Consider the following 24907-nt stretch of genomic DNA (forward strand, 5'->3'; position numbering starts at 1 on the left):
TTCGATCCGAGTGCCAGACTTGGGTAGTGAGGACTATCCTATCCCCTTGGGTAGTGGAGACTACCTTAATCTCCATCGCGCGCCAAGACCCGAACCAGGAGCCAACCCCGTTGCCCCAGAAGTCATCACCGACCACCCGGCGTCCGCGCGGCGCCGTGCGGCAGCTCCTGCTGGAGGCGGCCCGCACCCTGTTCGGCGGGCAGGACTACCGCACCACCACCACGCGGGAGATCGCCGAGGCGGCCGGGGTCACCGAGCCGCTGCTGTTCCGGCACTTCGGCTCCAAGGCGGCGCTGTTCCGCGAGGCGCTGGTGCTGCCGTTCACCGAGTTCGTCGACGAATTCGGCCGCACCTGGGCGGCGGTGGTCCCGGAGACGACCGACGAGGAGGAGCTGGCCGGGCACTTCGTCGGCCGGCTCTACGACGTCTTCGTCGAGCACCGCGGCCTGGTGGTGACGCTGCTCTCGGCCGACGCGTTGAGCGCGGAGGAGGCGGGCGAGGCCGGGATCGCCGATGTCCGGCGGGCGCTGGCGGTGCTCGGCGGGATCAGCGCCGAGGGCATGGATCTGCGCGGCGTGCGCTCGGCGCACCCGGACCTGGCGGCGCACTCCACGGTGGCGATGATCGTCGGCATGGCGGCGCTGCGCTCGACCTACTTCGGCGCGGAGCCGCCGCCGCGCGCGGCGATCGTCGCGGAGCTGACCCAGGCCGTGCTGCACGGTTTCCTGCACCGCCCCGGCTGACGGCGGGCGGGCGCAAACGCCCGCGCACGGTGTGAACAAATGTTAGTTTTGATGCGCTCCGCAGCCGTTCGAGGGAGAGCGCGCATGTCCCGTCTTCGTCCATTCGTCATCACCGCGGTGGCAGCGCTGCTGCTGTGCACCGGCTGCGGCCGGGACGGCTCGTCCCGCTCGGACGCGCCGCCGGGTGCATCCCCGGTACCGGCCGAGTTCGGCGATCTCGGCGCGGTCTGCGGGCCGGGCGCGCCGACGAAGGCATCGGCGCAGGGGGTCACCGCGGACCGCATCGCGGTCGGGGTCTTCAGCGACTTCGGCTTCACGAAGAATCCCGAGTTCATCACCGCGGCGGAGGTCTTCACCGCGTGGTGCAACGACCACGGCGGGATCGCGGGGCGCCGGATCGAGGCGATCACGCGCGACACCAGGCTCACCGAGGTCCGCCAGCGCATGCGCGAATCCTGCCGCGACGACTTCGCGCTGGTCGGCGGCGGCAGCGGGCTGGACGGGCTGGGCGTGAAGGACCGGCTGGGCTGCCTGCTGCCCAGCTTCCCTGCGCAGATCTCGCAGTACGGCAGCGTCGCGGCCGATCTGGAGATCAGCGGCTCGCCCTCGGTGCTGCCGCGGCACGATATCTACACCGGGTTCCGGCAGTGGCTGGTCGCGGAGGGGTACCCGGGCTCGATCGGCGCGGTCGGGATCATCGACGCCGACTCCCCCATCACCAAGGTGCTCGGCGCCAAGACCGAGGAGAGCCTGCGCGCCAGGGGCGCCACGGTCGTCTACCACGATCTGTATCCGGTTGCCGGGCTGTCGAACTGGGGTCCGTACGCCCAGGCGCTGAAGGACAGGGGGGTGCGCGGGCTGGTGTTCAACGGGGAACCGGCGCAGCTGCCGAAGCTGGAGGACGCGCTGACCGAGATCGGGCACCGGCCGGACTGGATCGATGCCACCAACAACAACTACACCCCCTCGTTCCTGACCAGCCTCGGCCGGTCGCTGGCGTTCCAGAACAATGTGGTCGACCTGAGCGGGGTGGCGCCGTTCGAGAAGTCGGACGGTGTGCCCGCGCTGCGGCAGATCACCGCCATGTTCGAGCGCTACGCCCCCGGCACCGAGATGACCTTCCCGCAGCTGCGCGCCATGTCGGCGTGGCTGCTCTTCGCGACCTCGGCCGCCGCCTGCGGCGACGACCTCACCCGGCGCTGCGTCTACGAGGCCGCCGCGAACCGGCCCGCGTGGACCGCGGGCGGGCTGCACGCCCCGGTCGACACGGCCGACCGGGAGTCGCCGGTCTCCTGCTTCAACATCGAGCGCGCGACCCCGGACGGCTGGGTGCCCGCCGACTTCCGCCCGGACACCGGGCTCTACCGCTGCGATGTCGAGTACCACCGGTTCCGGGGTGACTACGGCGTCCCGCTGACGCTCGCCGACGTCGGGAAGTCGTTCACCGATTTCGAGTAGCCGCCGCGCGGAAGAGCGGGCCGATGATCCGGGCCACCTCACCCTGGTCCCGGACGGCCGCGTGCGCGGCGGTGCCGAACACGCGACGCAGCTCGTCGTCGGCGGTCGGGGCGCCGACGGTGAGGCACAGCGCCCCGATCCCCGCCCGCCGCGCCTCGGCCAGCGCGCGGCTGGCGTCGGCGGCGCCGTAGCCGCGCTCGTAGCCGTGGTCGTAGGCGAGCCCGTCGGAGAGCACGACCAGCACCGGGCGCGGGGTGCCGCCGCCGTCGCGCAGCAGCGCGGTGCCGTGCCGGATCGCCGCACCCAGCCGCGAGTACGCGCCGGGCTCCAGCCCGTGCAGCCGCCGCCTGGCGATACCGCCGAACGGCTCGTGGAAGCGTTTCACCGGGAGCAGCTGCACCGCCGAACGTCCCGCGGAGCGGAAGCCGTAGAGCGCGAGGCGATCCCCGAGCTCGTGCAGTGTGCCCGCGAGGGCGAGCGCGACCGCGCGCTGCTGCCGGTGGATGGAGTCTCCGCCCGTGCCGCGCCCGGCCACCGAGCCGGAGACATCGAGCAGGATGAGCACCGAGAGGTCGCGGCGGGTGCGCGCGGTGTCGAGGTGGACGAACTCCCCCGCTGCGGCACCGGCCAGTGCATCGACCCTGGCGGTGACGAGGGCGTCCAGGTCGAGGTCGTCGCCCTGCGGCTGTCTGCGCCTGCGCTCGAGGCCGAGCCCGACGCGGGCCAGCGCGGCGCGCATGCGGGGGTCGGGGGCGGCGGGTTCCGTGTGCTCCGCCGGAGTGGGCTCGACCTCGCGGACCGTGCACCAGTCCGGGCGGTAGTCGCGCCGATGGACGTCCCACTCGGGGTACCCGAACCCGCCCGCGCGCGCGCCGAATCCGTACTCGGCGCGATCCACCGCCGCCGACACCACCGTGCCGTTGCCGATCCGGCCGGAGCGGGTCCGGTGGGTGACCGCCTCCGCCCCCGGTTCGCCCGCGCCACCGCCCCGGCCGACGCCGAGCAGGCGCCGCAGCAGCTTGCCGAGCCCGCCGCCCCCTCCGATCGGGCTGGAGAACGGATCCGGAACGTCGTCGCCGTACTCCTCCGGCTCGTCGAACTCCTCGACCCGGCCGCCGCGCCGTGGCCGGTGCGCACCGCCGCCGGGCGGGGAGTCCGCGCGCACGACACCCGGGCGGATGGTGCCGAAACACGCGGGCGGGTCGGCGATCGGCACCCGGCTGCGGGCCAGTGCCAGCGACTCCGCGGGCGACCCGGTGCGCACGGTCCCGTCGAGCAACCCGAGGACCGCGGGCGGCAGCACCGCCGCATTGGCGAGCAGCGCCCGCCCGCCCTCGACCGCCAGGTAGCGCCGCACCTCCCCGCGGCGCAGTCGCCGCACGATGCCGGGCGCGAGCCCGCCGCCCGCCAGCAGCGACGCCTGCACGGCGATCGCGGCGAGCCGGTCCGGCTCGCCCGCGGCGAGATACAGCACCGCCCCGTCGGTCCAGGCGGGCTCGCCCGGCTCCTGCTCGGCCACCGTCAACGGGCGCCCGGCGATCGCGGAGGCAAGCAGGTCGGTCACGGCACCGGATCGAATTCGATGTGCAGCTCGGACAATCCGCGCATGACGAAGGTCGGGTCGTAGCGGAACACCCGCGCGCCCGCCGCGCCGTGCTCGCGCTCGTCGATCCGGATGTCGGCCAGCCGGTCGAGGATGCGGTTCACCGAGATGCGGCCCTCCGCCCTGGCCAGCGGGGCACCGGGGCAGGTGTGCGCGCCGCGGCCGAAGGCGACGTGCTCGCGGGCATTGCGCCGATCCACCCGGAACTCGTTCGGCTCCTCGAACTTGCGCGGGTCGCGGTTGCTGGCACCGGGCAGCAGCATCACCGTCGAACCGGCGGCGATCGGGCAGGCCCCGACCTCGGTGCTGGTGCGGGCCAGCCGGAAGTGGCTCTTGACCGGGCTCTCCAGCCGCAGCGTCTCCTCCAGGAAGCCGGGCACCAGCGTGCGGTCGGCGCGGACCTCGGCCTGCAGCCCCTGGTCGTCGGCGAGATTGCGGACGGCCGCGCTGAGCAGCTTGGTCGTGGTGTCCTGCCCGGCGGCGAAGAGGAAGGTCGCGAGCCGGACCACGTCGAGCACCTCGGGCACGGAGCCGTCCGGGTAGCGGGCCTGCGCGAGTTTGGTGAGCACGTCCCCGCGCGGCTCCCGGCGCCGGTCGGTGATGTAGCCGGTGAACTTCTGCTCCAGCCACACCAGGGGGTTGTGCGCGAGCTCGCCGCCGAGATCGCCGACGTGCTGCCCACCCACCGCGGCGCGGAACTCGCCGTGGTCGACGGCGGGCACGCCGAGCAGGTCGGCGATCACCAGCGCGGAGAACGGTTTGGCGAAGCCGGAGAGGAACTCGGCCCGCCCAGCGGTGAAGGTGTCGAGCTGCCGGTCGGCCAGCCCGGCCATGAACGCCTCGTTCTCGCGCAGCCGCTTCGGGGTGAGCAGGCTGCTCAGCAGCGCGCGGGTGCGCAGGTGCCGCTCGGCGTCCATGGTGACCACGTGCTCGGCCATCGGAATGCCGTCGCGGTGCTGCTCGAGCAGCTCGGTGATGTCGTCGCCCTCCGGGGTGAACGGCAGCGGCGCGAACGGCCCGACCACGGCATTGGCCGAGGACATGGCGGTGTCCCGGTACACCGCGAGCGCCTCCTCGTAGCCGGTGACGGCGACGACCCCGGCCGGGCCGCCGGGCAGGACCGGGCAGCGGTTCCGCAGGTGGTCGAAGTAGGGGTAGGGGTCGGGGATCAGGCTCTCGTCGGTGAAGTAGTCGATCGCGTCGAAGTCGGGCACGGGTCCTCCTCGGTACTGCCGGGCGAGCCGGGGTCAGGCGATGTCGATGGCCGCGGCGGAGCCGAGGTCGAGGATCTCGCCGATGTGGGCGGCGACGTCCTCGGCGCTGAGCGCCGCGCGGTGGATGCCTGCGGTGGCGACGACCGCGATGCGGGCCACCCCGCCGAACCCGGCGCGCAGCACCTCGCCGTCCAGCGCGCAGCTCTCGTGCGCCAGGTAGAGCGCGGCCGGGGCGACGAGCTCGGGTGGCATGGCGGCATTGATCTCCGCCATCTCCGCGGCGCTGAAGCCGTGCTCGGCGGCGATCCGGTCCGCCTGCGCCGCCGACATCCTGGTGTGCGCGCGGGGCGCGACCGCGTTCACCCGGATCCCGGTGCCGACGGCCTCGGTGGCGAGGCTGCGGGTGAAGCCCCACACGGCGCCCTTGGCCGGGGCGTAGCTGGTCATCTCCGGGACGGTGCCGATCATGGCCTCGGAGACGGTGTTCACCACCCGGCCGTAGCCACGGGCGCGCAGGTGCGGCCAGGCGGCCCTGGTGACGAAGAGCGTGCCGAACCAGTGCACCTCGGCCATGGCCCGGAACTGCGCCACGCTCAGCTCCTCGAACGGGCCGGGGTCGGAGATGCCCGCGTTGTTGATCACGATGTCGATGCGGCCGAACTCGGCGAGCGCGGCGGCGACGATCGCCTCGGCGCCCGCCTCCTCGGCCACCGAGGCGCAGACCGCGACGGCGCTGCCGCCCGCGGCGCGGATCCGGGCCACCACCGCGTCGGCCGGTTCGCCCGACCGGCCGCTGCCGTCCAGCCCGGCGCCGTGGTCGGCGACCACCACCCGCGCGCCCCTGGCCGCGAGCAGCACCGCGTGCGCGGCGCCGACCCCGCGCCCGGCGCCGGTGACGATCGCGGTCCGGCCGTCGAAGCGCAGCTCGCCGCTCACGACGTCACCCGCTCGGGCACGTCGAACAGCACCGGCAGCGCGGTCGGGGAGCGGAAGACCTGGCCGCGGATGTGCGGGTCGCCGCCGTCCGGGTCGAGCCGCAGCCCGGGCAGCCGGTCCAGCAGCCGCTCCAGCGCCACCCGCATCTCCAGCCGGGCCAGGTGCATGCCGAGGCAGACGTGCGGGCCGTGCCCCCAGGCCATGCTCGGCCGCGCGGGCCGGAAGATGTCGAAGGTGTCTGGCTCGGCCCACCGGTCCTCCTGCCGGTCGGCCGCGCCGAGCATGGGCATGACCGCGCAGCCCGCCGGGATCGGCACCCCGCCGAGTTCGGTGTCTTCGGTGGCGATCCGGGTGATGGTGAGCAGCGGCGGCTCCCAGCGCACCGCCTCCTCGATGGCCTGCGGGATGAGCGAGCGGTCGGCGCGCACCGCGGCCAGCTGGTCCGGGTTGCTGAAGAGCCCGAACAGCAGATTGCCGAGCGCGCGGTAGGTGGTCTCGACGCCGGCGGGCAGCAGCAGCCGCAGGAAGGAGAAGATCTCCTCGTCGGCCAGGCGCTCACCGTCGATCTCGGCGACGGCCAGCCTGCTGATCAGGTCGTCGCGCGGCTCGGCGCGGCGCGCCGCCAGGATCGGGGTGAAGTAGTTCTCCAGCGCGAGCGAGGCCGCCCTGCCGCGCTCGGGGTTGACGGTGAAGCCGAGCAGCGAGATCGACCAGCGCTGGAACCGCGGGTAGTCCGCGCGCGGCAGCCCGAGCAGCCCGGCGATGATCTGGGTGGGGAACGGGAAGGTGAAGTCGGACACCAGGTTCGCGCTGCCCGCCGCCACGATCCGGTCGATCAGCTGGTCGGCGACGGTGCGGACCAGCGAGTCCTCCCAGCGGGCGAGCGCCTTCTGCGCGAACGCCTTCGAGACCAGGGCCCGGTGCCGCCCGTGCTCGGGCTCGTCCATGCCGAGCATGACGTGCTGCCCGAGCACGTCGCCGAAGGCCTGGATGACGATGGCCGAGGAGAAGGTGCGGTCGTCGCGCAGCATCTGCCGCACGTCCTCGAAGCGGTAGGCGATGAACAGCGGCTTGGTGTCGTCGCCGGGCATGGTGGAGAGCTCGATGCGCTGCACCGGCTCCTCCCGGCGCAGCCGCGCCAGCTCGGTGTAGGGGTCGCGGACATCGCCGGAGACCTCGTCGTCGAAGGAGCCGAAATCCTCGAGGTCATCGAAAAGTTGCACGGTCACTCCCTCTCCGCGGCCGGGTAGGCCACGGATTTGATCTCGGTGTACTGGTCGAAGCCTGCGCTGCCGTTCTGCCTGCCGATTCCGCTGGCCTTGTAGCCGCCGAAGGGGACGTCGGCGCCGTAGCCCGCGGCACCGTTCAGCCCGATGAACCCCGCCCGCAGCCGGCGGCCGAGCGCGAGCGCCCGCTCCAGCGAGCCGGACATGACATTGCCCGCCAGCCCGTAGCGGCTGTCGTTGGCGATCCGGACCGCGTCGTCATCGTCGTCGTAGGGGATCACCGAGAGCACCGGGCCGAAGATCTCCTCCTGGGCGATGGTCATGGCATTGTCGACGTCGACGAAGAGGGTCGGCCGCACCCAGAAGCCGCGGTCGAAGCCGTCCGGGCGCTCGGGCCCGCCCGCCAGCAGGGTGGCGCCCTGCTCGATCCCGCGCTCGATGTAGCCGACCACCCGATCCCGCTGCCTGGCCGAGATCACCGGCCCGCACAGCGTCCCCGGATCCTGGGGGTCACCGGGCGCGATCGACTCGTACATGCTCCGCAGCAGCGCGACGCCCTCGGCGTAGCGCGAGCGGGGCAGCAGCATCCGGGTCGGGTTGGCGCAGCCCTGCCCGGCGTGCAGGCAGGGCGCGATCCCGATGGCACAGGCCAGGTTCAGGTCGGCGTCGTCGCAGACGATGGTCGCCGATTTCCCGCCGAGCTCCAGGAAGAGCCGCTTCATGGTGGCGGCGCCGCGCTCGGCGATCCGGATCCCGACCGCGGTGGAGCCGGTGAAGGAGATGAGATCGACCTTCGGCGAGCGCGTCAGCTCCTCGCCGACCAGGTGATCGGCGGCCGGGACGACATTGACCACGCCGGGCGGGATATCGGTGTGCTCGGCGACGAGCCGGGCCAGCCGGGTGGCGTTGAGCGGGGTGTCGGGAGCGGGTTTGAGCACCACGGTGTTCCCGGTGGCCAGCGCCTGGGCCAGCTTGTTGACGGTGATCTCGAAGGGAAAGTTCCACGGCGTGATCGCCCCGACCACCCCGACCGGCTCGCGCAGCACCCGGCGGCTGGTCTGCACCCCGGTCAGCGGGACGAAGGCATCGCCGAGGTCGGTCTCCCACGGGTAGCGGCCGATCAGCTCGGCCGGGTAGCGGAACCCCTCGGCCAGCGGGGCATCGAGCTGCGGGCCGTAGGTGAGGGCGCGCGGGCAGCCCGCCTCCCGGATCAGCTCCTCGCGGAACAGCTCCCGCTCGGCCACCACCGCGTCGTGCAGCTGCAGCAGGCAGCGGACGCGCAGCGCGTGGTCGCGGGCCCAGCCGGTGTGGTCGAAGGCGTGCCTGGCGGCGTCGATGGCCCGGTGCATATCGGCGGCCGAGCCGTCGGAGACCGCGCCGACGACCTCCTCGGTGGCCGGGTTCAGCACGGCGAACCGGGCCGGGGCGTCGGTCAGCACACCGTCGATCAGCAGGCGGGTGTCGGGTTCGTCGCTCATCGCGCGGCCTCCGTCGGCAGCTGGGTGGGGTGGATCCGCAGGAGCGGCAGCGTGATCCGTCGGGTGACCGGGGCGGGCAGCAGTTCAGCGGCCCGGAGCAGCGCCCTGGTCGCGAGCCCGAGCCGGATGCCGCCCGCGCGCAGCGCCCGGTAGCGCGGCAGCCCCATGGCCAGCCGCACCACCTGGTGCATGGCGGCGGCGGGCAGCGCCCGGTTCGACGCCACCAGCGCGGCGGCATCGGCACCGACGGCGTGCCTGGCATAGGGGGCGGTGTCGTCGAGGGCGGTGGCGAGCCGCGCCGCGAACACCGCGGGCGGGCGGGCGATCCGCATCGCCGCGCGGCCGCGCCGGTCGACGGTGGCGTGCAGCGCGCCGTAGGGGCCGTCGAAGTCGCGGAAGGCGAAGGTGCCGTCGTCGGTGATGATCTCGGTGTCGAAGACCCCGACCACCAGCACCGTGACCCCGATCCCGTAGGGCGCCACCTCCCCGGCCAGCGACTCGCCGAACCGCTCCAGCGCGCCCTTCGCCGCGGAGTAGGCGGAGATCATCGGCATGCCGCGCACGCCGCCCGCGCTGGAGATCAGCACGATGCGGCCGCGCCCGGCGGCGCGCAGCCCGGGCAGCAGCGCCGCGGTCAGCTGCGCCGGGCCGAAGACGTGGGTGGCGAACATCCGCTGCCACAGCTCCGGCGGGGTCTCCTCCACGGTGCCTGCCGCCGAGATCCCGGCGTTGTGCACGATGGCGTCCGGGGCGCCCGCCCGCGCCAGGATCTCGGCCGCGGCGGCCGCGACCGACTCCGGGTCGCACAGATCGAGCCGGACCCCGAGCAGCCGCGGGTCGTCGGCGGCGGCGCCGGTCTCGGCGCGCAGCGCGGCCAGCCCGGCCTCGACCGAGCGCATCGCGGCCAGCACCCGCCAGCCGCGGCGGTACAGCGTTGCCGCGGAGGCGAAGCCGAGGCCCCGCGCGGCGCCGGTGATCAGCACGGTTCTCATGACGGCTCCCCGCAGCGGCCGCCATCTGCGGGCGGTTCGACATCGGGCCTGCCGTCCGGCTGCCCGCTCATCCACTCCGACCAGATGCCGACGGAGTACGGCCCCGGCGCCCCGTTCCGCTCGTAGAAGCCCTGCGGGTCGTAGACCTTGGCCTCCGGATACGGCCAGGGGCAGGCCACCGAGGTCGCCGCCCCGGTCGCCTTGATCACCGCGAACCAGCCGCCGTAGACGAAGTAGGAGACGTTCATGACCAGGAACATCACGACGATCATGCCGAGGAAGGGCCGACCGGCGAAGATCCGCGCGCGCAGCGCGAGCTTCTCGGCCACCGTCTGCCCGGTGTCGTCCCGGAAGATCAGCACCCCGGCCGGGATCATCACGAAGGTCACCGCCAGCGACTCCCACAGCAGCGGGAACTGGTGGGTGCTGCCCGCGAAGAGCGAGCCGAACGGGATCACCTGCGAGTAGATGTACATCCCGGTCCGCACCAGCGAGACCTCGAGGATCATGTCGAAGACGAAGCCGATCGGCAGGATCAGCAGCGCCAGGCTGATCAGGGGATGCCGGTGCGCGAAGGCGTCCGGGCCGCGCCGCGCCTGCAACCGGCGCAGGATCGCGATCGCCGGGAAGTAGGGGCCGAGGTAGAACAGCACGTAGCCGATGACGACGAAGGGCTCTACGGTGGGCGAGAGCGAGACCAGCGGCCAGTCCTCCGGCCAGTGCCACAGCTCCGGGTTGTAGACCGCGAACGGCGCCCAGTTCATGATCGGGTCCTGCCAGACGATCAGCGTCGTCATGAACCCCATGATCAGCACGGGGTCGCGCGGGTTGCGCCGGAACATCCGGATCCAGATCGCGATCACCAGCAGCACCGCGAGCAGCGTCCCGATGTGGATGACCGCGATCCAATGCTCGAAGCCGAAGAGCGGCTCCACCGGGCGCGGCGCCCCGGTGACCTCCGGATTGCGGATCCGGTCGGAGACCGCGCCGCGCCTGGCGTTCAGCGCGATCAGCCCGAGCACGACGACGGCGAGCGCCGCCAGCCCCCAGCCCAGGTGGTTCCTGCGGACCGGCGGCGCGGTGGCGGTCATCCGTCCGCCCCGAAGCGGTCGACCAGGTGCGAGGTGACGCCGTCCGGGTCGAGGCGCCGCGCGACCAGGTATCCGGCGCCCATCCAGGCGCGCCGGGTCCACTTGCCGAACGAGATCCGGGTACCCGGCGCCCCCGCCGCGGCGGGCAGCATCTTCACCCGCTCCAGCGCCTCCTGCACCCCGCGCGGGCTCAGCGGGTGCGCGTCGGTGAAGGCGCGCAGCAGGGTCTGCGCCACATCGTGGTTCACCATCGGCAGCACGTACTGCGGGCGGCGGCCGTACCGCTTCTCGTACCGGTCAAGGAAGTCCTGGCCGACCCGGTTCTCCTCGTCGAACTGGTCCACCCCGATCCAGCCGGTGAACGCCTCCCACATGACCGGGTTCACCCAGGCGTTCTGGAAGGCGGTGCTGGTGTAGCGCGGCGGATCCCAGTCCAGCTCGCGCAGGACCGGGTTGATGAAGACGATTCCGAAGCCGAAGCCGCAGTGCACAAGGGCGTCCGGGGCGGCGGCGTGCAGCGCCCGCACCGCCGCCGAGATGTCCTGCGCGGTCTGCGCGATCGGCGCCTCGGCGACCACCCGGATGCCCTTGCGCGCCGCCGCGGCGCGGAAGTTGCGCAGGTAGCTCTCGCCGATCAGCGACCGCTCGACCAGCATGCCGACCGTGCGGTGGCCCGCCTTGGCGAGCAGGTCGGCCCAGAAGATCGGCTCGTCGGTCATCGAGCCCTGCGGGAAGGCGAAGGTCCACTCCCCCAGCCAGTCGTCGGTGCCGGTCACCGCGATGGCCGGAATGTGGAAGCGCTGCTCGATCGCCTCCTTCACCGCGACGCAGTTGTCGGTGATGTTGGGGCCGAAGACCACCAGGCAGCCCTCGTCGACCAGCTCGCCGAAGCCGTCGATCACCGCCTTCACCGAGCCCTTCGGCAGCCCCTCGACCTCCCGGTAGACCACCTCGACGGGCCGGTCGATCAGCCCCGCCTCCAGCGCCTCGGCGAAGACCAGCTCGAAGGGGAACGACAGGTCGTCGAGCATGTCCTTCGGATAGGAGTCGGGGAGCCGGAAGTCCATCAGGTAGCCGATCTTGATCGGATGTGCAGTGCTTTCGTAGGACATGGCACCCCTAGCAAGCGAACCTAAGATTTGTTCACACTGTAACGAGCGGTGTGGCCGACCGTCAATCATCGGCGGGCAGATAGGAATCGATCACGGCGAGCAGCCCGCGGGTCGCCGCGGGGTCGTCGGTGAGCGGCCCGGCGACGGCGGCGCGCGCGGCCACCCGCGGCGGCAGCCCCTCGGCGATCAGCCTGGCCGCCGCCACCAGCACCCGGGTCGAGGCCACCTCGCGCAGCTCGGCGCCGAGCCTGCGGATCGCCTGCCCGAGCCGGACCAGCGCGGCGGCACAGTCCCGGTCGACGCCTGCCTCGGCCGCGACGATCCCCTCCTCCACCTCCGGTGCGGGGTAGCCGAACTCGATGGCGACCAGGCGCTGCCTGGTGGAGTCCTTGAGGTCCTTGAGCACGCTCTGGTAGCCGGGGTTGTACGAGACGACCAGCCCGAAGCCCGGCGCCGCGGCCAGCGTGATGCCGAGCCGCTCGATCGGCAGGCTGCGCCGGTGGTCGGCGAGCGGGTGCAGCACCACGGTGGTGTCCTGGCGCGCCTCGACCACCTCGTCCAGGTAGCAGAGCGCGCCCTCGCGCACCGCCGTGGTCAGCGGGCCGTCCACCCACTCGGTCGCGCCGCCGCGCAGCAGGAACCGGCCGACCAGGTCGGCGGCGGTCAGGTCGTCGTGGCAGGCGACGGTGATCAGCGGCCGGTCCAGTTCGTGCGCCATGGCCTCGACGAACCGGGTCTTTCCGCAGCCGGTCGGCCCCTTGAGCAGGATCGAGAGCCCGCTGCGGTAGGCCGCGGCGAACACCGCCCGCTCGGTTCCGACCGGCACGTAGAACGGCCCGCCCGCTCGGGCGACCGCTTCCAGCGGTGGCATCATCGCCGCCTCCGTTCGTTGACCAAATTTCTGTTCCAAAGTAGGGTTTGCGGGAGCGGCACGTCAATCGCCGCCCCGAAATTCCCGGAGCCCGAGTGGCTTTCCGTCCCGGCGAAGGAGCTCCCCGTGGACATCAACGACTTCATCCTGGTCTCGGTCGACGACCACCTGGTCGAACCGCCGGACATGTTCGAGAACCACATCCCCGCGAAGTACCGGGACGACGTCCCGAAGCTGATCCAGCGCGCCGACGGCACCGACGCCTGGGTCTTCGAGGGCCAGGAGGCCACCAATGTCGGGCTGAACGCGGTGGCCGGGCGCCCGCCCGACGAGTACGGCGCCGAGCCGACCAAGCTCAGCGAGATCCGCGAGGGCTGCTACGACATCCACGAGCGGATCCGCGACATGAACGCCAACGGCGTGCTCGCGGCCATGAACTTCCCCTCCTACCCGCAGTTCTGCGGCCAGTACTTCGCCCGCGCCAAGGACAAGGACCTCGGGCTCGCGGTGCTGCGCGCCTACAACGACTGGCACATCGACGAGTGGGCAGGCACCTACCCGGGCCGGATGATCCCGATCTCGCTGCCGCCGATCTGGGATCCGGAGCTGATGGCGGCGGAGGTCAGGCGGGTGGCGGCGAAGGGCTGCCACGCGGTCACCTTCTCGGAGAACCCGGCCAAGCTCGACCACCCCTCGCTGCACGACCGGCACTGGGACCCGTTCTGGCAGGCCTGCTCGGATACGAACACCGTCGTCTGCCTGCACATCGGCTCGTCCTCGCAGGTGGTGATCACCTCGCTGGACGCGCCGGTGGACACCATGATCACGCTGCAGCCGATGAGTATCGTGCAGGCCGCCGCCGACCTGGTGTGGTCGCCGGTGCTGCGCCGGTTCCCGGATCTGACCTTCGCCCTGAGCGAGGGCGGGATCGGCTGGATCCCGTACTTCCTGGAGCGGATCGACCGCGTCTACACCACGCACCGGGCCTGGACGCACCAGGACTTCGCGGGCAGGCTGCCCAGCGAGATCTTCCTGGAGCGGATCGTCACCTGCTTCATCGACGACCCGTTCGGGATCCGGGTGCGCGATCGGCTGAACCTGGACATGGTGACCTGGGAGTGCGACTACCCGCACTCGGACTCCACCTGGCCCACCGCGCCGGAGACGCTGGCCGGGCACTTCGACGGCGTCTCCGACCACGACATCGAGCGGATCACGCACCGGAACGCGCTGCGGCTGTTCTCCTTCGACCCGTTCGCGCACATCCCGCGCGAGCAGGCGACGGTCGGCGCGCTGCGCGCGCAGGCGGGCGATGTGGACCTGGGCCACCGCTCCTCCGAGCGGCTGCGCAAGACCGGCACCGACACCGTGACCGTGCTCGACCTCGCCGCCCGGCTCCCCGCGCGCTGACCCGGGGAAACGCCGCGGCCCCTGTCGAGCGGGGCGGAAACAAATAAACGTCCCATGACGGGTAATGTCGAGGTCACCAGGGACGACAGGAGCACAATGTTCGGGGATGACCAGGGGGACCCGGCCCGCGGCGGGAGCGCGGTGGCCGGCGGTCCCGGCGACGACAGCGCGCGCCGGACCGAGATCCTCCTGACCGCCGAGACCCTGATCGCCTCCTCGGGGCTGCGCACCTCGCTGCAGGAGATCGCGGACGCGGCAGGCATCCTGCCGGGCAGCCTCTACCACCACTTCGACTCCAAGGAAGCCATCCTGGTCGAGCTGATGCGGCGCTACCACGCCGATCTGGACCGGATCGCCGACGAGGCCGCCGCCCGGCTGGACCGCCCCGGCGACTTCTCGGCGCCGGACCGGATCCGCGAGCTCGGCACCGCGATCGCCGAGTGCGCGGTGCGCAACCGGGCCGCGCTGCAGATGTCGTTCTTCGAGGGGCCGAGCGCCACGACGGAGCTGGCGACGCTCACCCGGCTGCGGCCGGTGCGGCTGAACGAGGTGGTGCAGCAGACGCTGCGGGCCGGGAAGTGGAGCGGCTACATCCGCTCCGACATCGAGCCAGCGGTGCTGGCCGACCGGCTCTGCCAGACCATGCTGCACGTCGGGCTCGACGTCATCCGGCACCGGGCCAAGCCCGCCCGGGTCGCCGAGCTGCTGTGCCGGATCCTGCTCGACGGCATCGCGGCCGGACCGCTGCCCGATGCCGGGCTGGACGGCTCGGCGGCCTTCGCGGCGGTGCAGCAGGTCATCGACTCCTGGGCCGAGCCCGACCCCGAGGCAGGCGACCGGGCCAGGCACGTGCGCGATACCGCCCGCGCGGTGTTCGGCAGGCGCGGCTACGAGTCGACCACCGCCCGCGACATCGCCACGGCCGCGGGGATGGCGACCGGGACGGTGTACCGGCTGATCGGCTCCAAGGACCAGCTGCTCGCCTCGATCATGCGCGAGTTCGGCGAGAAGGTCGGCGCGGGCTGGCTGGCCGCACTGGACTCCGACTCCACGCTGGTGGAGAAGCTGGACGCGCTGAGCTGGATCAATATCGCCGCGCTCGACCGCTTCCCGGACGAGTTCCGGATCCAGCTGGCCTGGATGCGGCAGTCGCCGCCGGACACCCCGAACCCGGGCTGGTCGTTCGCCGCGCGGGTGCGGCAGATGAAGGCCATGCTCGGGGCGGGCATCCGCTCCGGGGAGATCACCGTCGACAGCCGGTCGACCGAGATGCTCGCGCGCTGCGTCATCGGCGTGCAGTGGATTCCGGAGAACATCCTGCGCGAGGTCGGCGCCAGGAACGCGCTGCTGCTCGCCCGCGACACCTCGCTGCGGGGCGTCACCCGCGCCGGGTGACGCCCCCGGCGCTCAGATCTTGTAGTCGTACCACTTGAGGTAGCTGCCCGCGTCCACCCGCATCTGCATGCCGGTCACGTAGCGGGACTCGTCGGAGGCGAGGAAGAGCACCATCGCGCTGATGTCCGCCGGCTCGACGTAGGGCACCGGCATGATCTGCTGCACCGGGAAGACCGCCTCGGCATCGGCCCGCGTCGGGTTCTCCAGATCCGGCCGGAAGGCGCGGTACATCGGCTCGCTGTGCAGCATCGGGGTATTGGTGTTGGTCGGGTGCACGACATTGGCCCTGATCCCGCTCGCGGCGAACTGCGCGGCGAACTCGTGCACGTACTGCGAGAGCATCCGCTTGGAGAGCGGGTAGGCGATGCCGCCCGGGTCGGTGCCGGGGGTGTCCAGCGACTTGGTGTCCATCAGCCCGGCGGTGGAGCCGGTGGCGATCACCGAGGCGCCCGCCGCCAGGTGCGGCAGCGCGGCCTGGATGGCATTGATGGTGCCACCCAGGTTGATCGCCATGACATCGCTCCACGCCTGCTTCTTCGGCTCGCCCTTCATGCCGGCGATCCCGGCCTGCGCGACCACGATGTCGAGCCTGCCGAACTCGGCCACCCCCGCCTCCACCGCGGCCGTCAGCTGGTCGGGGCGGCGCACGTCGGCCTCGCCGGCCAGGATCCGCCGCCCGGTCTTCTCCACCAGCCGGACCGTCTCGGCGAGATCCTCCGGGGTGGCCAGCGCGTACCCCACGGTGCCGAGGTCGCGGCAGAGATCCACCGCGATGATGTCGGCGCCCTCCTCGGCCAGCCGCACCGCGTGGCTGCGGCCCTGGCCGCGGGCGGCTCCGGTGATGAACGCGACCTTTCCTGTCACACGACCCATGGCGCACTCCCCTTCGAGATCCGCGGCGCGGCGAGCGCCGAGCCGAGTTCAGGGTACGGAACGAATATTCGGTTCACAAGGGGTGTGCGCGCCCTCTAGCGGCGAAAATGGTTTACCACCGCGCACTCTCGTGGTTGACAGTCGGTCTGCGCCCGTGCTTTCGTTTGACGGAACGAAAATTCGGTTCATGCCGAGGAGGCCGCATGGCGACGTCCGCAGCCAGCCGTACCGGATCGGGCGCGAGCACCACGTGGGCCCGCGGGTACCTGCACCGCCACCCCGGCGCCGCGCTGGAGACCGTCGGCCGCCAGGTGATCATGGGCGGGCAGGCGCTGCGCTACCTGGTGGTCGACGCCGCCGCCGGGCGCTTCCCGTTCCGGGAGTTCGTCCGGCAGGCCATGTTCATGGTCAAGACCGCCTACCTGCCGACGATCGCCGTCGCGCTGCCGATCAGCGCCACCCTCTCCATCCAGTTCGGGCTGCTCGCCGGCCAGGTCGGCGCCACCTCGCTGGCCGGCGCCGCGGGCGGGCTCGCGGTGATCAGGCAGTCGGCGCCGCTGGTGACAGCCATGCTGCTGGCCGCGGCGGTGGGCTCGGCCATCTGCTCGGATCTGGGCGCGCGCACCATTCGCGAGGAGATCGACGCCATGGAGGTCATGGGCGTCTCCGCGCTGCGCAGGCTGGTGGTCCCCCGGCTCGCGGCCGGCATCCTGGTGGCGATGGCGCTCACCGGGCTGAGCTGCTTCATCGGCTTCCTGGCCGGGTACCTGTTCAACGTCTATGTGCAGCACGGCACCCCGGGGAGCTACCTCGCCACCTTCTCCTCCTTCGCCACCACCGGCGACCTGGTGCTCGCCATGGTCAAGGCGGCGGTCTTCGGCACCATCGTCACCGTGGTGGCCTGCGAGAAGGGGCTGCACACGGCGGGCGGGCCGGGCGGGGTGGCGAACTCGGTGAACGCCGCGGTGGTCGCCTCGATGATCCTGCTCATGGTGGTCAACGTCGGCTTCACCGAGTTGTACACGATCCTCTTCCCGCGGACGACGCTCTGATGGCCGCGCCCTACCTCCCGCCGCTCGTGCGCCCGCTGGTGCGGGTGGGCGCGGGGCCGGTGCACGGCATCGTGCGGCTCGGCCACATGGTCACCTTCTTCCTGCGGGCGCTGTTCTCCATTCCGCTCGCGGTGCGGCACTACGGCCGCGAGTCGGCGCGCATCCTCTCCGATGTCACCTGGGGCAACGGGTCGCTGGTGGTCGGCGGCGGCACCGCGGGGGTGATGGTCGTGCTCGGCGCGGCAGCCGGGGCGATCGTCGGGATCGAGGGGTACAGCGCGCTGAAACTGCTCGGCATGGAGCCGGCCACCGGCATGATCGCGGCCACCGCCGCCACCCGCGAGCTGGCCCCGATCATGGCCTCGATCGCCTTCGCCGCGCAGGCGGGCTGCCGGTTCACCGCGCAGCTCGGCGCCATGCGGGTGGCCGAGGAGATCGACGCGCTGCAATCCATCGCCATCCGGCCCATCCCGTTCCTGGTCTCCACCCGGCTGCTGGCGGCGATGGTGGCCATGGTGCCGCTCTACCTCGCCGCGCTGGCCGCGGACTACCTGGCGGTGCGGGCCTTCGTCCGGGTGGCGGGCGGCGACGCGCCCGGCACCTACGCGCACTACTTCGACCTGGTGCTCAGCGGCGGCGACATTCTCGGCTCGCTGCTCAAGGCCGAGGTCTTCGTGATCATCACGACCGCGATCCAGTGCTACTACGGCTACTACGCCACCGGCGGGCCGCAGGGTGTCGGGGTCGCCGCCGGGCGCGCCATGCGCGCGAGCATCACGGTGATGATCTCGGTGAATCTGCTGCTGACCCTGGTGCTCTGGGGCGTGAGCTCCGGCTCCCGGCTGAGCGGGTGAGCGGGGTGGCCATTCTCTTCGAGTCCGACGACCGCACGCTGAGCACCGCGAAGCTCTTCGTCCGCGGCGTGCTCTTCGCGGCGCTCGCGGCCGTGGCGGTCGCCGCCGGGATCGTGCGCTCGCAGGGCGGCTTCACCGACGCGGTCGAGGTGACGGCGGTGCTGGCGGAGATCGGCGACGGGCTGCCGCCGCGCTCGGATGTGAAGTACCGCGGGGTGCTGGTCGGCAGCGTGTCCGCGGTGCTGCCCGCGGTCGGCGGCGGGCCGACCCGGGTGCGGATCGCGCTGCGGCCGGAGAAGATCGCGGGCATCCCGGGTTCGGTGACGGTGCGGGTGGTGCCGAGCAATGTCTTCGCCGTTCCCTCGATCCAGCTGCTCGACAACGGGCCCGCGGCGCCGCTGCGCGCGGGCGCGGAGCTCCACCAGGACCGCAGCGCGGCATCCGTGCAGTTGCAGACCTCGCTCACCGCGCTCAGCCGGATCGCCGCCGCCGCGGGCCGGAGCCCGGCCGACCCCACCGTCGGCATCCTGGAGACGGTGCAGCGGGCGACCGCGGGCCGCGGCCCCGAGGCACTGCGCGCGGGCACCCAGCTCGAACGGCTGGTCACCGAGCTGAGCGCGCTGACCGTCCCGGACGGCACCGCCTCCACCCTGGACGCGCTGAACCGCGCGCTGACCGGCCTGCGCAACGCCTCCCCCGACCTGCTCGCCGCGGTCAACCAGGCGGTGATCCCGCTGCGCGCCATGGCGATCCAGCGCGCGCGCTTCACCGAGCTGGTCACCGGGAGCCTGACCACCACCGGCACCGTCGGCACCGGGCTGGTGAACCGCACCGGCACCGTCCTCGAGGTGACCGCGAACGCGGCGCCGGTGCTCGACATCCTGGCGGCGGGCAGCCCGAACTTCGTGCAGATGACGACCTCGCAGCGGGCGCTGGCCGAGCGGGTCGCCGCGGTGCTGTGGCGCCCGGACTCACAGAGCGCGGTGCCGCGGATCATCGTCGAGCTCACCCCGCACAAGCAGTACACCGCACAGGACTGTCCGCGCTACGGCGAGCTGGCCGGGCCGAGCTGCGGCACCGGCCCGCCCGGCCCCGGCGTGCTCGGCACCGCCCCGCCGGGCGGGCTCGCCGGCCTGCTGCTACCTCCGGAGGAGCCCCGATGAGCCACCGCCGCACCCTGCTCGGGCTGGCCGTGTTCACCGCCGTCTCGATCCTGCTGACCTGGATGGTCGCCGCCACGCTGCAGCGCGGCGTGCCCGGCGCGACGGACCGGTACTCGGCGCTGTTCACCGATGTCTCCGGGCTTCGGCCCGGTGACGACGTGCGGGTGGCCGGGGTGCGGGTGGGGCGGGTGAACGGCATCGCCATCGCCGGGACGGTCGCCGAGGTGACCTTCGAGCTCCAGATCGACCAGGCCCTGTACAGCGACACCCGCGCCACCGTCACCTATCAGAACCTGATCGGCCAGCGCTACCTCGGCCTCGCTCCCGGCGGCTCCGGCGAGCGGGTCCGGCTGGCGCCGGGCGCGCGGATTCCCCTGGAGCGCACCGAACCGTCCTTCGACCTGTCCGCGCTGCTCAACGGCTTCCGGCCGCTCTTCGGGCTGCTGGCCCCCGAGGACGTCGACGCGATCACCACCGCGCTGATCCGGGCACTCCAGGGCCAGGACAGCGCGATCCCCGCGCTGATCGCGCAGACGGCCGCGCTCGCCGAATCCTTCGCGGGCCCGGACGAGATCCTCGGCCCGCTGATCGAGAACCTGAGCCGGGTCATGGGCGAACTTGCCGCGCAGCGCGGCGATCTGAGCAGCACGATCACCCAGACCCGCCGGATCTTCGACGGGCTGCACGAGCGCAGGGACACGCTGGTCGAGCAGACCTCGCGGATCGCGACGGTGCTCGACCGCGCCTCGGCGGTGGTCGATGGCGCGGCCCCCGCGCTGAACCGGTTCGTCGAGCGGCCCGGCTTCTCCGGCCATTTCGTGCAGAACAGCGAGAAGTTCGCCTTCCTCGGCTTCAATCTGCCGCTGCTGCTGCAATCGCTGACCCGGATCGTGGACCAGGGCTCCTACCTGACCGCCTACGTCTGCGACATCGGCGTCAGCGCGATACCGGGGGTCGATCCGCTGATCGCCCGGATCCTCGGCGTCGCCAGCCCGAGCGGCGCCCCCGAACACTCCCCGATCTGCAGGTGAGGGCCCATGCTCCGCTCCGTTCCGTTCCGCGTCGGCGTCGCCGCCACCGCCGTGCTGGCCGCGGTGCTGGCAGGCACCGTCGGCGTGCACTCGCTGCACCTCGGCACCGTCGGCTACCAGGCGCAGTTCACGCAGGCCGCCGGGATCGGCGCGGGTGACGCGGTGACCTACGCCGGGGTCCCGATCGGCACCGTCACCGATACCCGGCTGGCCGGGGACCACGTCGTGGTCACCCTGCGGGTCGACCCTGCGGTGCGCCTCGGCGCCGACACCAGGGCCGCGATCAAGCTGACGACGCTGCTCGGTTCGCGCTACGTCGAGCTGCGGTCGAACGGCGAGGGCGGCCTCGACGACCACGTTATCCCGCTCGCGCACACCGAGGTTCCCTACGACCTGGAGACCGCGCTGCAGGACGCCACCCGCACCTTCGGCGCGGTCGACGCGGACCGGATCGCGGACTCCATGACCGCGCTCTCGACCGGGCTGCGCGACCTGCCGCCGCTGGTGCCACGGGCACTGGCCGACGTGCACACGCTCTCGACGGTGATCGCCGAGCGCCGCGCACAGATCGGCACCCTGCTGACCAGCACCGAGCAGCTCACCACGCTCCTGCGCGACCAGCAGGCCGACCTGGCCGCGCTGGTGGGCCGGGGCCGCACCCTGCTGCGCGAGATCACCGCCCGCCAGGACGCGCTGCGCCGCATGCTCACCGCCACCACCGCGCTGGTGCGCGCGCTGGAGCCGATCGTGGTCGAGGACCGCGCGCAGCTGCAGACGCTCCTCGACGACCTGCACGCCATGACCGGAATGCTCGCGGGCAACGACGCGCTGCTCCGGAATATCCTGCAGATCCTGCCGGTGCCGTGGCGGCTCTTCGCCAACGCCACCGGCTCCGGCATGGAGCTCTCGGCCGCCGCACCGGACGGCGCCTTCATCGATTCGTTCATGTGCGCGCTCAGCGCGCGGGCGGTCGAGGCCGGCCGTGCGCCCTATCTGGAGGACTGCCGATGAGACTCGTCGCGCTGCTCATGCTCTGCACCGTGCTCGCGGGCTGTTCCAGCAGCCACGCACCGGAGACGACGGTGGTCGCGCTCTTCGACAATGCCAACGGCCTCTACCCCGGCAATGTGGTCGCGGTGCTCGGCATGAAAGTCGGGGTCATCGAGGAGATCACGCCGCGGGGCGGTGGCGTGGAGGTGGTGCTCCGGGTGGACGGCGAGATACCGCTGCCCGCCGAGGTGCGCGCGGTCACCGTCTCGGACTCGGTGCTCACCGACCGGCACATCGAACTCACCCCGCCCTACCGCGGCGGCCCGCGGCTGCCCCGCGCGGCCGTACTCGGCCCGGAGCGGACCGCGACGCCGATCGAGTTCGACGGCCTGCTCGCCATGGTGGAGAAGCTCGGCACCGCACTCGGCGGGGACGGCACCGGCCGGGGCCCGATCGCGGATCTGCTGACGCTCGGCACCGGAGTCACCGACGGCAACGGCGACGACCTGCGCGCGGCGCTGGCCGAGCTCGCCCGCGCGCTGCGGATGTCCGGCGACGGCGCAGGCACCGGGGCCGCGCTCGGCACGGTGATCACCGGACTGGACGAGCTGTCCGGGCTCGCCGCCCGCAACGACCGCACCCTGCGCGAATTCGGTACCGGCATCCGGCAGTTGAGCGATCTGCTCGCCGACCAGAACCTCGGCTCCGGCGATACCGGCGCGCTCCTCAACCGCATCCTGGACACCGTCACCGACCTGCTGCGCCGCAATCAGCAGACGCTCACCGGGCTCACCGGGAACGCGGCGACCATCACCGGCACGCTCGCGGACCATCAGGGCGATATCGCGGAGTTCCTCGACGTCTTCCCGCTGCTCGCCGACAACGTCTACAACGCCATCGACACGGAGGCAGGCGCGCTGCGCGCCACCGTCGACATCAACCGGCTGCTGCTCGACGGCCAGATGGTCAAGGAGATCTGCAACCTGCTGAACCTGACCGGCCTCGGCTGCAATACCGGCGACCTGCGCGACATGGGCCCCGACTTCGGCATCACCGCCATCCTGCAGGCCCTCGCGGAGCCGAAATGATCCGCGCCGCCGTGCTCTCGATCGCCGCCGCGCTGGCCCTGACCGGCTGTTCGGTGAGCCTGGACCGGTTGCCGCTGCCCGCCCCCGGGCTCGGCTCCGGCGCGTACTCGGTGACCGCCACCTTCACCAACGCGCTGAACCTGCCCGCGAAGGCGAAGGTGACGCTGAACGGCGCCGAGATCGGCGAGGTCGGGGCGATGACGGCGGCCGACTTCACCGCGGTGGTCACGCTGCGCATCCGCGCCGACGTCCCGCTGCCGGTCGGCACCGGTGCCGAGCTGCGCTCGGCCACCCCGATGGGCGATGTCTTCGTCGCGCTGCACCCGCCCGCCGACCCGGACCCCGCCGCCGCGCTGCTGCGCGACGGCGACGCCATCCCGCTCGCCGACACCGCCGCGGCGGCCACCATCGAGGAGGCGCTGAGCCGGGCCGCGCTGCTGGTCGGCGGCGGCACGATCGAGAACCTGACCCGGGTGCTCACCGCACTCGGCGAATACGCGGGCGGCCGCGGTGAGCGGCTCGCCGCGCTCATCGCGCACACCGGGCAGCTGCTCGACGCCATCGCGAACCGGTCGGGCGAGATCCGTACCGTCCTCACCACCGCGACGGCACTGAGCGACACCGTCGCCACCCAGCAGACCGCGATCACCGACACGGTCGCCGCCGCGGGCCCCGCGCTGGAGACGATGGCGGCCAATACCGACGGCCTGGTCGAGCTGGTGGCCCGGATCGACACCATCGCCGGGCAGCTCGCCCGCTTCCCGTCCGTCCAGGGCACCAATACCGGCAGCATGAGCGCCGACATCGACGCGCTCGCCGCCGGGCTGGCCGCCGCGGCGAAGAACCCGGAGGCCGACCTGAACGCGTTGAACTCCATCATCGCCACGGTGATGAAGCTGACCACCGCCTCCTCGGCGCACGTGGTGGTCGATCTCGCGCAGCTGGCCGTCGGCGCGGTCCCTGACCCGAACTTCCCCGGCACGCCCGGTGCCCGGCTGCCGGACGGCACCGACCTGACAGCCTTCGCCGGGTCGCTGCGGTACATGCTCGAACGGCTCGACGGCCGGCTGAACGGCCCGCCGCGGTGAGCGGGGCGCACCGATACCGCACCGCGGCCTCGCTCTCCGGGCTCGCGCTCATCCTGGTGCTGGCGAGCGGCTATCTCGGGATCGGGGTGCTCGACCTCGATCCGCTGGACCCGCCGTACCTGGTGCGGGTCGAGCTCGCGCAGTCCGGCGGGCTGCTGCCCGGTCAGGACGTCACGCTGCGCGGGGCGCGGGTCGGGCGGGTGGCCTCGGTGGAGCTGTCCGGCGACACCGTCGTCGCGGTGGCCGCCATCGACCCCGACATCCGTATCCCGGACAGCGGAACCGTCCGCGCCGCCGCCCTCTCCGCCGCCGGTGAGCAGTTCCTCGACTTCCGCCCCGACGCCGACACCGGCCCGTTCCTCACCGACGGCTCGGTGGTCACCGCCGACCGCACCGCGAGCCCGGTCCCGATGGCGCGCATGCTCGAATCGCTGAGCGGCCTGCTCGCCCAGGTCGACCCGGAGCAGCTGCGCGCCATCTCCGCCGAGCTCGGCGTCGGCCCCGATGGGCCGGACAAGCTGGCCGACATCCTCGACGGCGGCATGTTCCTGCTCGGCACGCTGGACGGCGTACTGCCGCAGACGGTGTCGCTGCTGCGCAACAGCAAGATCGTGCTCACCACACTCGGTGACTCCGAGGCCGGGCTCGCCGCTGGCGCCGCCGACCTGGCCGCGCTCTCCGCCGGAGCCGCGCGGCTGAGCGGCGGTTTCGAGCACCTGGTGAACCAGGCTCCCGGCACGCTCGCCGCCATGGACGCCGTCCTCGCCGAGAACTCGGCGAACGTGGGGCAACTGCTCGACAGTCTGCTCCCGGTGACCCGGATGGCGGAGCCGCGGGTGCCCGCCTTCACCGAGTTCTTCTTCCCGCGGCAGCGCGCGGGCTCCACCCTGGACGCGGTGGCGTCGGCCTTCCACGACGGCGGAGTCTGGGCACTCGCCGCCATCTACCCGCGCTACCAGTGCGACTACGACGTCCCCCGCCGCCCCGGCTCGGTGCCGGACTTCCCCGCGCCGTACCTCTACGCCGACTGCACCGACCCCGACCCGGCGCTGCTCCCCCGCGGCGCCCGCAATGCCCCCCGCCCGCCCGGGTGGGCGGTGCCGGGCGTGCCCGCGGGCGCCGATCCGCTGGCCACCGCCGACCCGCCGCCGGTCGGGCCACTGTCCATCCCGACCCCGTACGGCGGCGCCCCGGCCCCGATCCTCCCGCCGCGCTGAACCGAGCTCCGCCACCCGCGCA

The 24907-nt window shown here is 72.6% G+C and carries 22 protein-coding genes; 12 read left to right on the forward strand and 10 right to left on the reverse strand.

Annotation, left to right across the window (positions count from 1 at the left end; genetic code table 11):
• Positions 1-110: 110 nt before the first annotated feature.
• Complete coding sequence (locus tag ACFUJ1_RS02065; RefSeq protein ID WP_378641481.1) at positions 111-743, forward strand: TetR/AcrR family transcriptional regulator; 633 nt, start codon at positions 111-113, stop codon at positions 741-743.
• A gap of 84 nt (positions 744-827) precedes the next feature.
• The gene (locus ACFUJ1_RS02070; protein ID WP_378641483.1) at positions 828-2201 is read left to right on the forward strand and encodes an ABC transporter substrate-binding protein; all 1374 of its coding nucleotides are present in this window, start codon (positions 828-830) and stop codon (positions 2199-2201) included.
• Here the strand turns inward: ACFUJ1_RS02070 and ACFUJ1_RS02075 are convergent.
• From ACFUJ1_RS02075 to ACFUJ1_RS02115, 9 genes are all read right to left on the reverse strand, one after another.
• Positions 2185-3765 carry a nitric oxide reductase activation protein NorD gene (locus ACFUJ1_RS02075; protein WP_378641485.1) on the reverse strand — a complete coding sequence of 527 codons (1581 nt, stop codon included), beginning with the start codon at positions 3763-3765 and terminating at the stop codon, positions 2185-2187. The genes ACFUJ1_RS02070 and ACFUJ1_RS02075 overlap by 17 nt on opposite strands.
• Entirely contained in the window at positions 3762-5018 is a 1257-nt protein-coding gene (locus ACFUJ1_RS02080; RefSeq protein WP_378641487.1) for a cytochrome P450, read from the reverse strand. The genes ACFUJ1_RS02075 and ACFUJ1_RS02080 overlap by 4 nt, the downstream gene beginning before the upstream one ends.
• A gap of 33 nt (positions 5019-5051) precedes the next feature.
• Positions 5052-5954, reverse strand: a complete 903-nt coding sequence (locus tag ACFUJ1_RS02085; protein ID WP_378641489.1) for an SDR family NAD(P)-dependent oxidoreductase — start codon at positions 5952-5954, stop codon at positions 5052-5054.
• Positions 5951-7177 carry a cytochrome P450 gene (locus tag ACFUJ1_RS02090; protein WP_378641491.1) on the reverse strand — a complete coding sequence of 409 codons (1227 nt, stop codon included), beginning with the start codon at positions 7175-7177 and terminating at the stop codon, positions 5951-5953. Before ACFUJ1_RS02090 ends, ACFUJ1_RS02085 begins: the two co-directional genes overlap by 4 nt.
• Positions 7178-7179: 2 nt before the next feature.
• Positions 7180-8658: an aldehyde dehydrogenase family protein gene (locus tag ACFUJ1_RS02095; RefSeq protein ID WP_378641493.1), complete on the reverse strand. Its 1479-nt coding sequence runs from the start codon at positions 8656-8658 to the stop codon at positions 7180-7182.
• On the reverse strand, positions 8655-9650 hold the full coding sequence (locus ACFUJ1_RS02100) for an SDR family NAD(P)-dependent oxidoreductase (RefSeq protein WP_378641495.1): 996 nt from the start codon (positions 9648-9650) through the stop codon (positions 8655-8657). The genes ACFUJ1_RS02095 and ACFUJ1_RS02100 overlap by 4 nt, the downstream gene beginning before the upstream one ends.
• Entirely contained in the window at positions 9647-10741 is a 1095-nt protein-coding gene (locus ACFUJ1_RS02105) for a spirocyclase AveC family protein (protein WP_378641497.1), read from the reverse strand. Before ACFUJ1_RS02105 ends, ACFUJ1_RS02100 begins: the two co-directional genes overlap by 4 nt.
• Complete coding sequence (locus ACFUJ1_RS02110; protein WP_378641499.1) at positions 10738-11853, reverse strand: ABC transporter substrate-binding protein; 1116 nt, start codon at positions 11851-11853, stop codon at positions 10738-10740. Before ACFUJ1_RS02110 ends, ACFUJ1_RS02105 begins: the two co-directional genes overlap by 4 nt.
• A gap of 61 nt (positions 11854-11914) precedes the next feature.
• Entirely contained in the window at positions 11915-12727 is an 813-nt protein-coding gene (locus ACFUJ1_RS02115; protein WP_378641501.1) for a CbbQ/NirQ/NorQ/GpvN family protein, read from the reverse strand.
• Positions 12728-12850: 123 nt separating this feature from the next.
• Between ACFUJ1_RS02115 and ACFUJ1_RS02120 the strand changes: the two genes are divergently transcribed.
• Together ACFUJ1_RS02120 and ACFUJ1_RS02125 are read left to right on the forward strand one after the other, a co-directional pair.
• Positions 12851-14134, forward strand: coding sequence for an amidohydrolase family protein (locus ACFUJ1_RS02120; RefSeq protein WP_378641503.1), 1284 nt, complete (start codon positions 12851-12853; stop codon positions 14132-14134).
• A 96-nt stretch (positions 14135-14230) separates the two neighbouring features.
• Positions 14231-15529 carry a TetR/AcrR family transcriptional regulator gene (locus tag ACFUJ1_RS02125; protein WP_378641505.1) on the forward strand — a complete coding sequence of 433 codons (1299 nt, stop codon included), beginning with the start codon at positions 14231-14233 and terminating at the stop codon, positions 15527-15529.
• Between the two features lie 12 nt (positions 15530-15541).
• Here the strand turns inward: ACFUJ1_RS02125 and ACFUJ1_RS02130 are convergent, their stop codons facing one another.
• On the reverse strand, positions 15542-16402 hold the full coding sequence (locus ACFUJ1_RS02130) for a mycofactocin-coupled SDR family oxidoreductase (RefSeq protein ID WP_378641507.1): 861 nt from the start codon (positions 16400-16402) through the stop codon (positions 15542-15544).
• Between the two features lie 203 nt (positions 16403-16605).
• Here ACFUJ1_RS02130 and ACFUJ1_RS02135 point away from each other — a divergent pair, with 203 nt between their 5' ends.
• The 8 genes from ACFUJ1_RS02135 to ACFUJ1_RS02170 are packed head-to-tail and all read left to right on the forward strand — an operon-like array spanning position 16606 to position 24885.
• Positions 16606-17454 carry an MlaE family ABC transporter permease gene (locus ACFUJ1_RS02135; RefSeq protein WP_378641509.1) on the forward strand — a complete coding sequence of 283 codons (849 nt, stop codon included), beginning with the start codon at positions 16606-16608 and terminating at the stop codon, positions 17452-17454.
• Positions 17454-18308, forward strand: a complete 855-nt coding sequence (locus ACFUJ1_RS02140) for an ABC transporter permease (RefSeq protein WP_378641511.1) — start codon at positions 17454-17456, stop codon at positions 18306-18308. The genes ACFUJ1_RS02135 and ACFUJ1_RS02140 overlap by 1 nt, the downstream gene beginning before the upstream one ends.
• Positions 18309-18313: 5 nt before the next feature.
• Positions 18314-19471 (forward strand): MlaD family protein, encoded by a 1158-nt coding sequence (locus tag ACFUJ1_RS02145; RefSeq protein ID WP_378641513.1) that lies wholly within the window; start codon positions 18314-18316, stop codon positions 19469-19471.
• Positions 19468-20502 carry an MCE family protein gene (locus tag ACFUJ1_RS02150; protein ID WP_378641515.1) on the forward strand — a complete coding sequence of 345 codons (1035 nt, stop codon included), beginning with the start codon at positions 19468-19470 and terminating at the stop codon, positions 20500-20502. Before ACFUJ1_RS02145 ends, ACFUJ1_RS02150 begins: the two co-directional genes overlap by 4 nt.
• Before the next feature lie 6 nt (positions 20503-20508).
• Positions 20509-21513, forward strand: coding sequence for an MCE family protein (locus ACFUJ1_RS02155; RefSeq protein ID WP_378641517.1), 1005 nt, complete (start codon positions 20509-20511; stop codon positions 21511-21513).
• On the forward strand, positions 21510-22580 hold the full coding sequence (locus tag ACFUJ1_RS02160) for an MlaD family protein (RefSeq protein ID WP_378641519.1): 1071 nt from the start codon (positions 21510-21512) through the stop codon (positions 22578-22580). The genes ACFUJ1_RS02155 and ACFUJ1_RS02160 overlap by 4 nt, the downstream gene beginning before the upstream one ends.
• A complete protein-coding gene (locus ACFUJ1_RS02165) occupies positions 22577-23668 on the forward strand; it encodes an MlaD family protein (RefSeq protein WP_378641521.1) in 1092 nt (363 codons plus the stop codon). Before ACFUJ1_RS02160 ends, ACFUJ1_RS02165 begins: the two co-directional genes overlap by 4 nt.
• A complete protein-coding gene (locus tag ACFUJ1_RS02170) occupies positions 23665-24885 on the forward strand; it encodes an MlaD family protein (protein ID WP_378641523.1) in 1221 nt (406 codons plus the stop codon). The genes ACFUJ1_RS02165 and ACFUJ1_RS02170 overlap by 4 nt, the downstream gene beginning before the upstream one ends.
• Positions 24886-24907 lie beyond the last annotated feature (22 nt).

Source organism: Nocardia sp. NPDC057227 (assembly GCF_042669725.1).
In the GTDB taxonomy this organism is placed as follows: Bacteria; Actinomycetota; Actinomycetes; order Mycobacteriales; family Mycobacteriaceae; genus Nocardia; species Nocardia asteroides_A.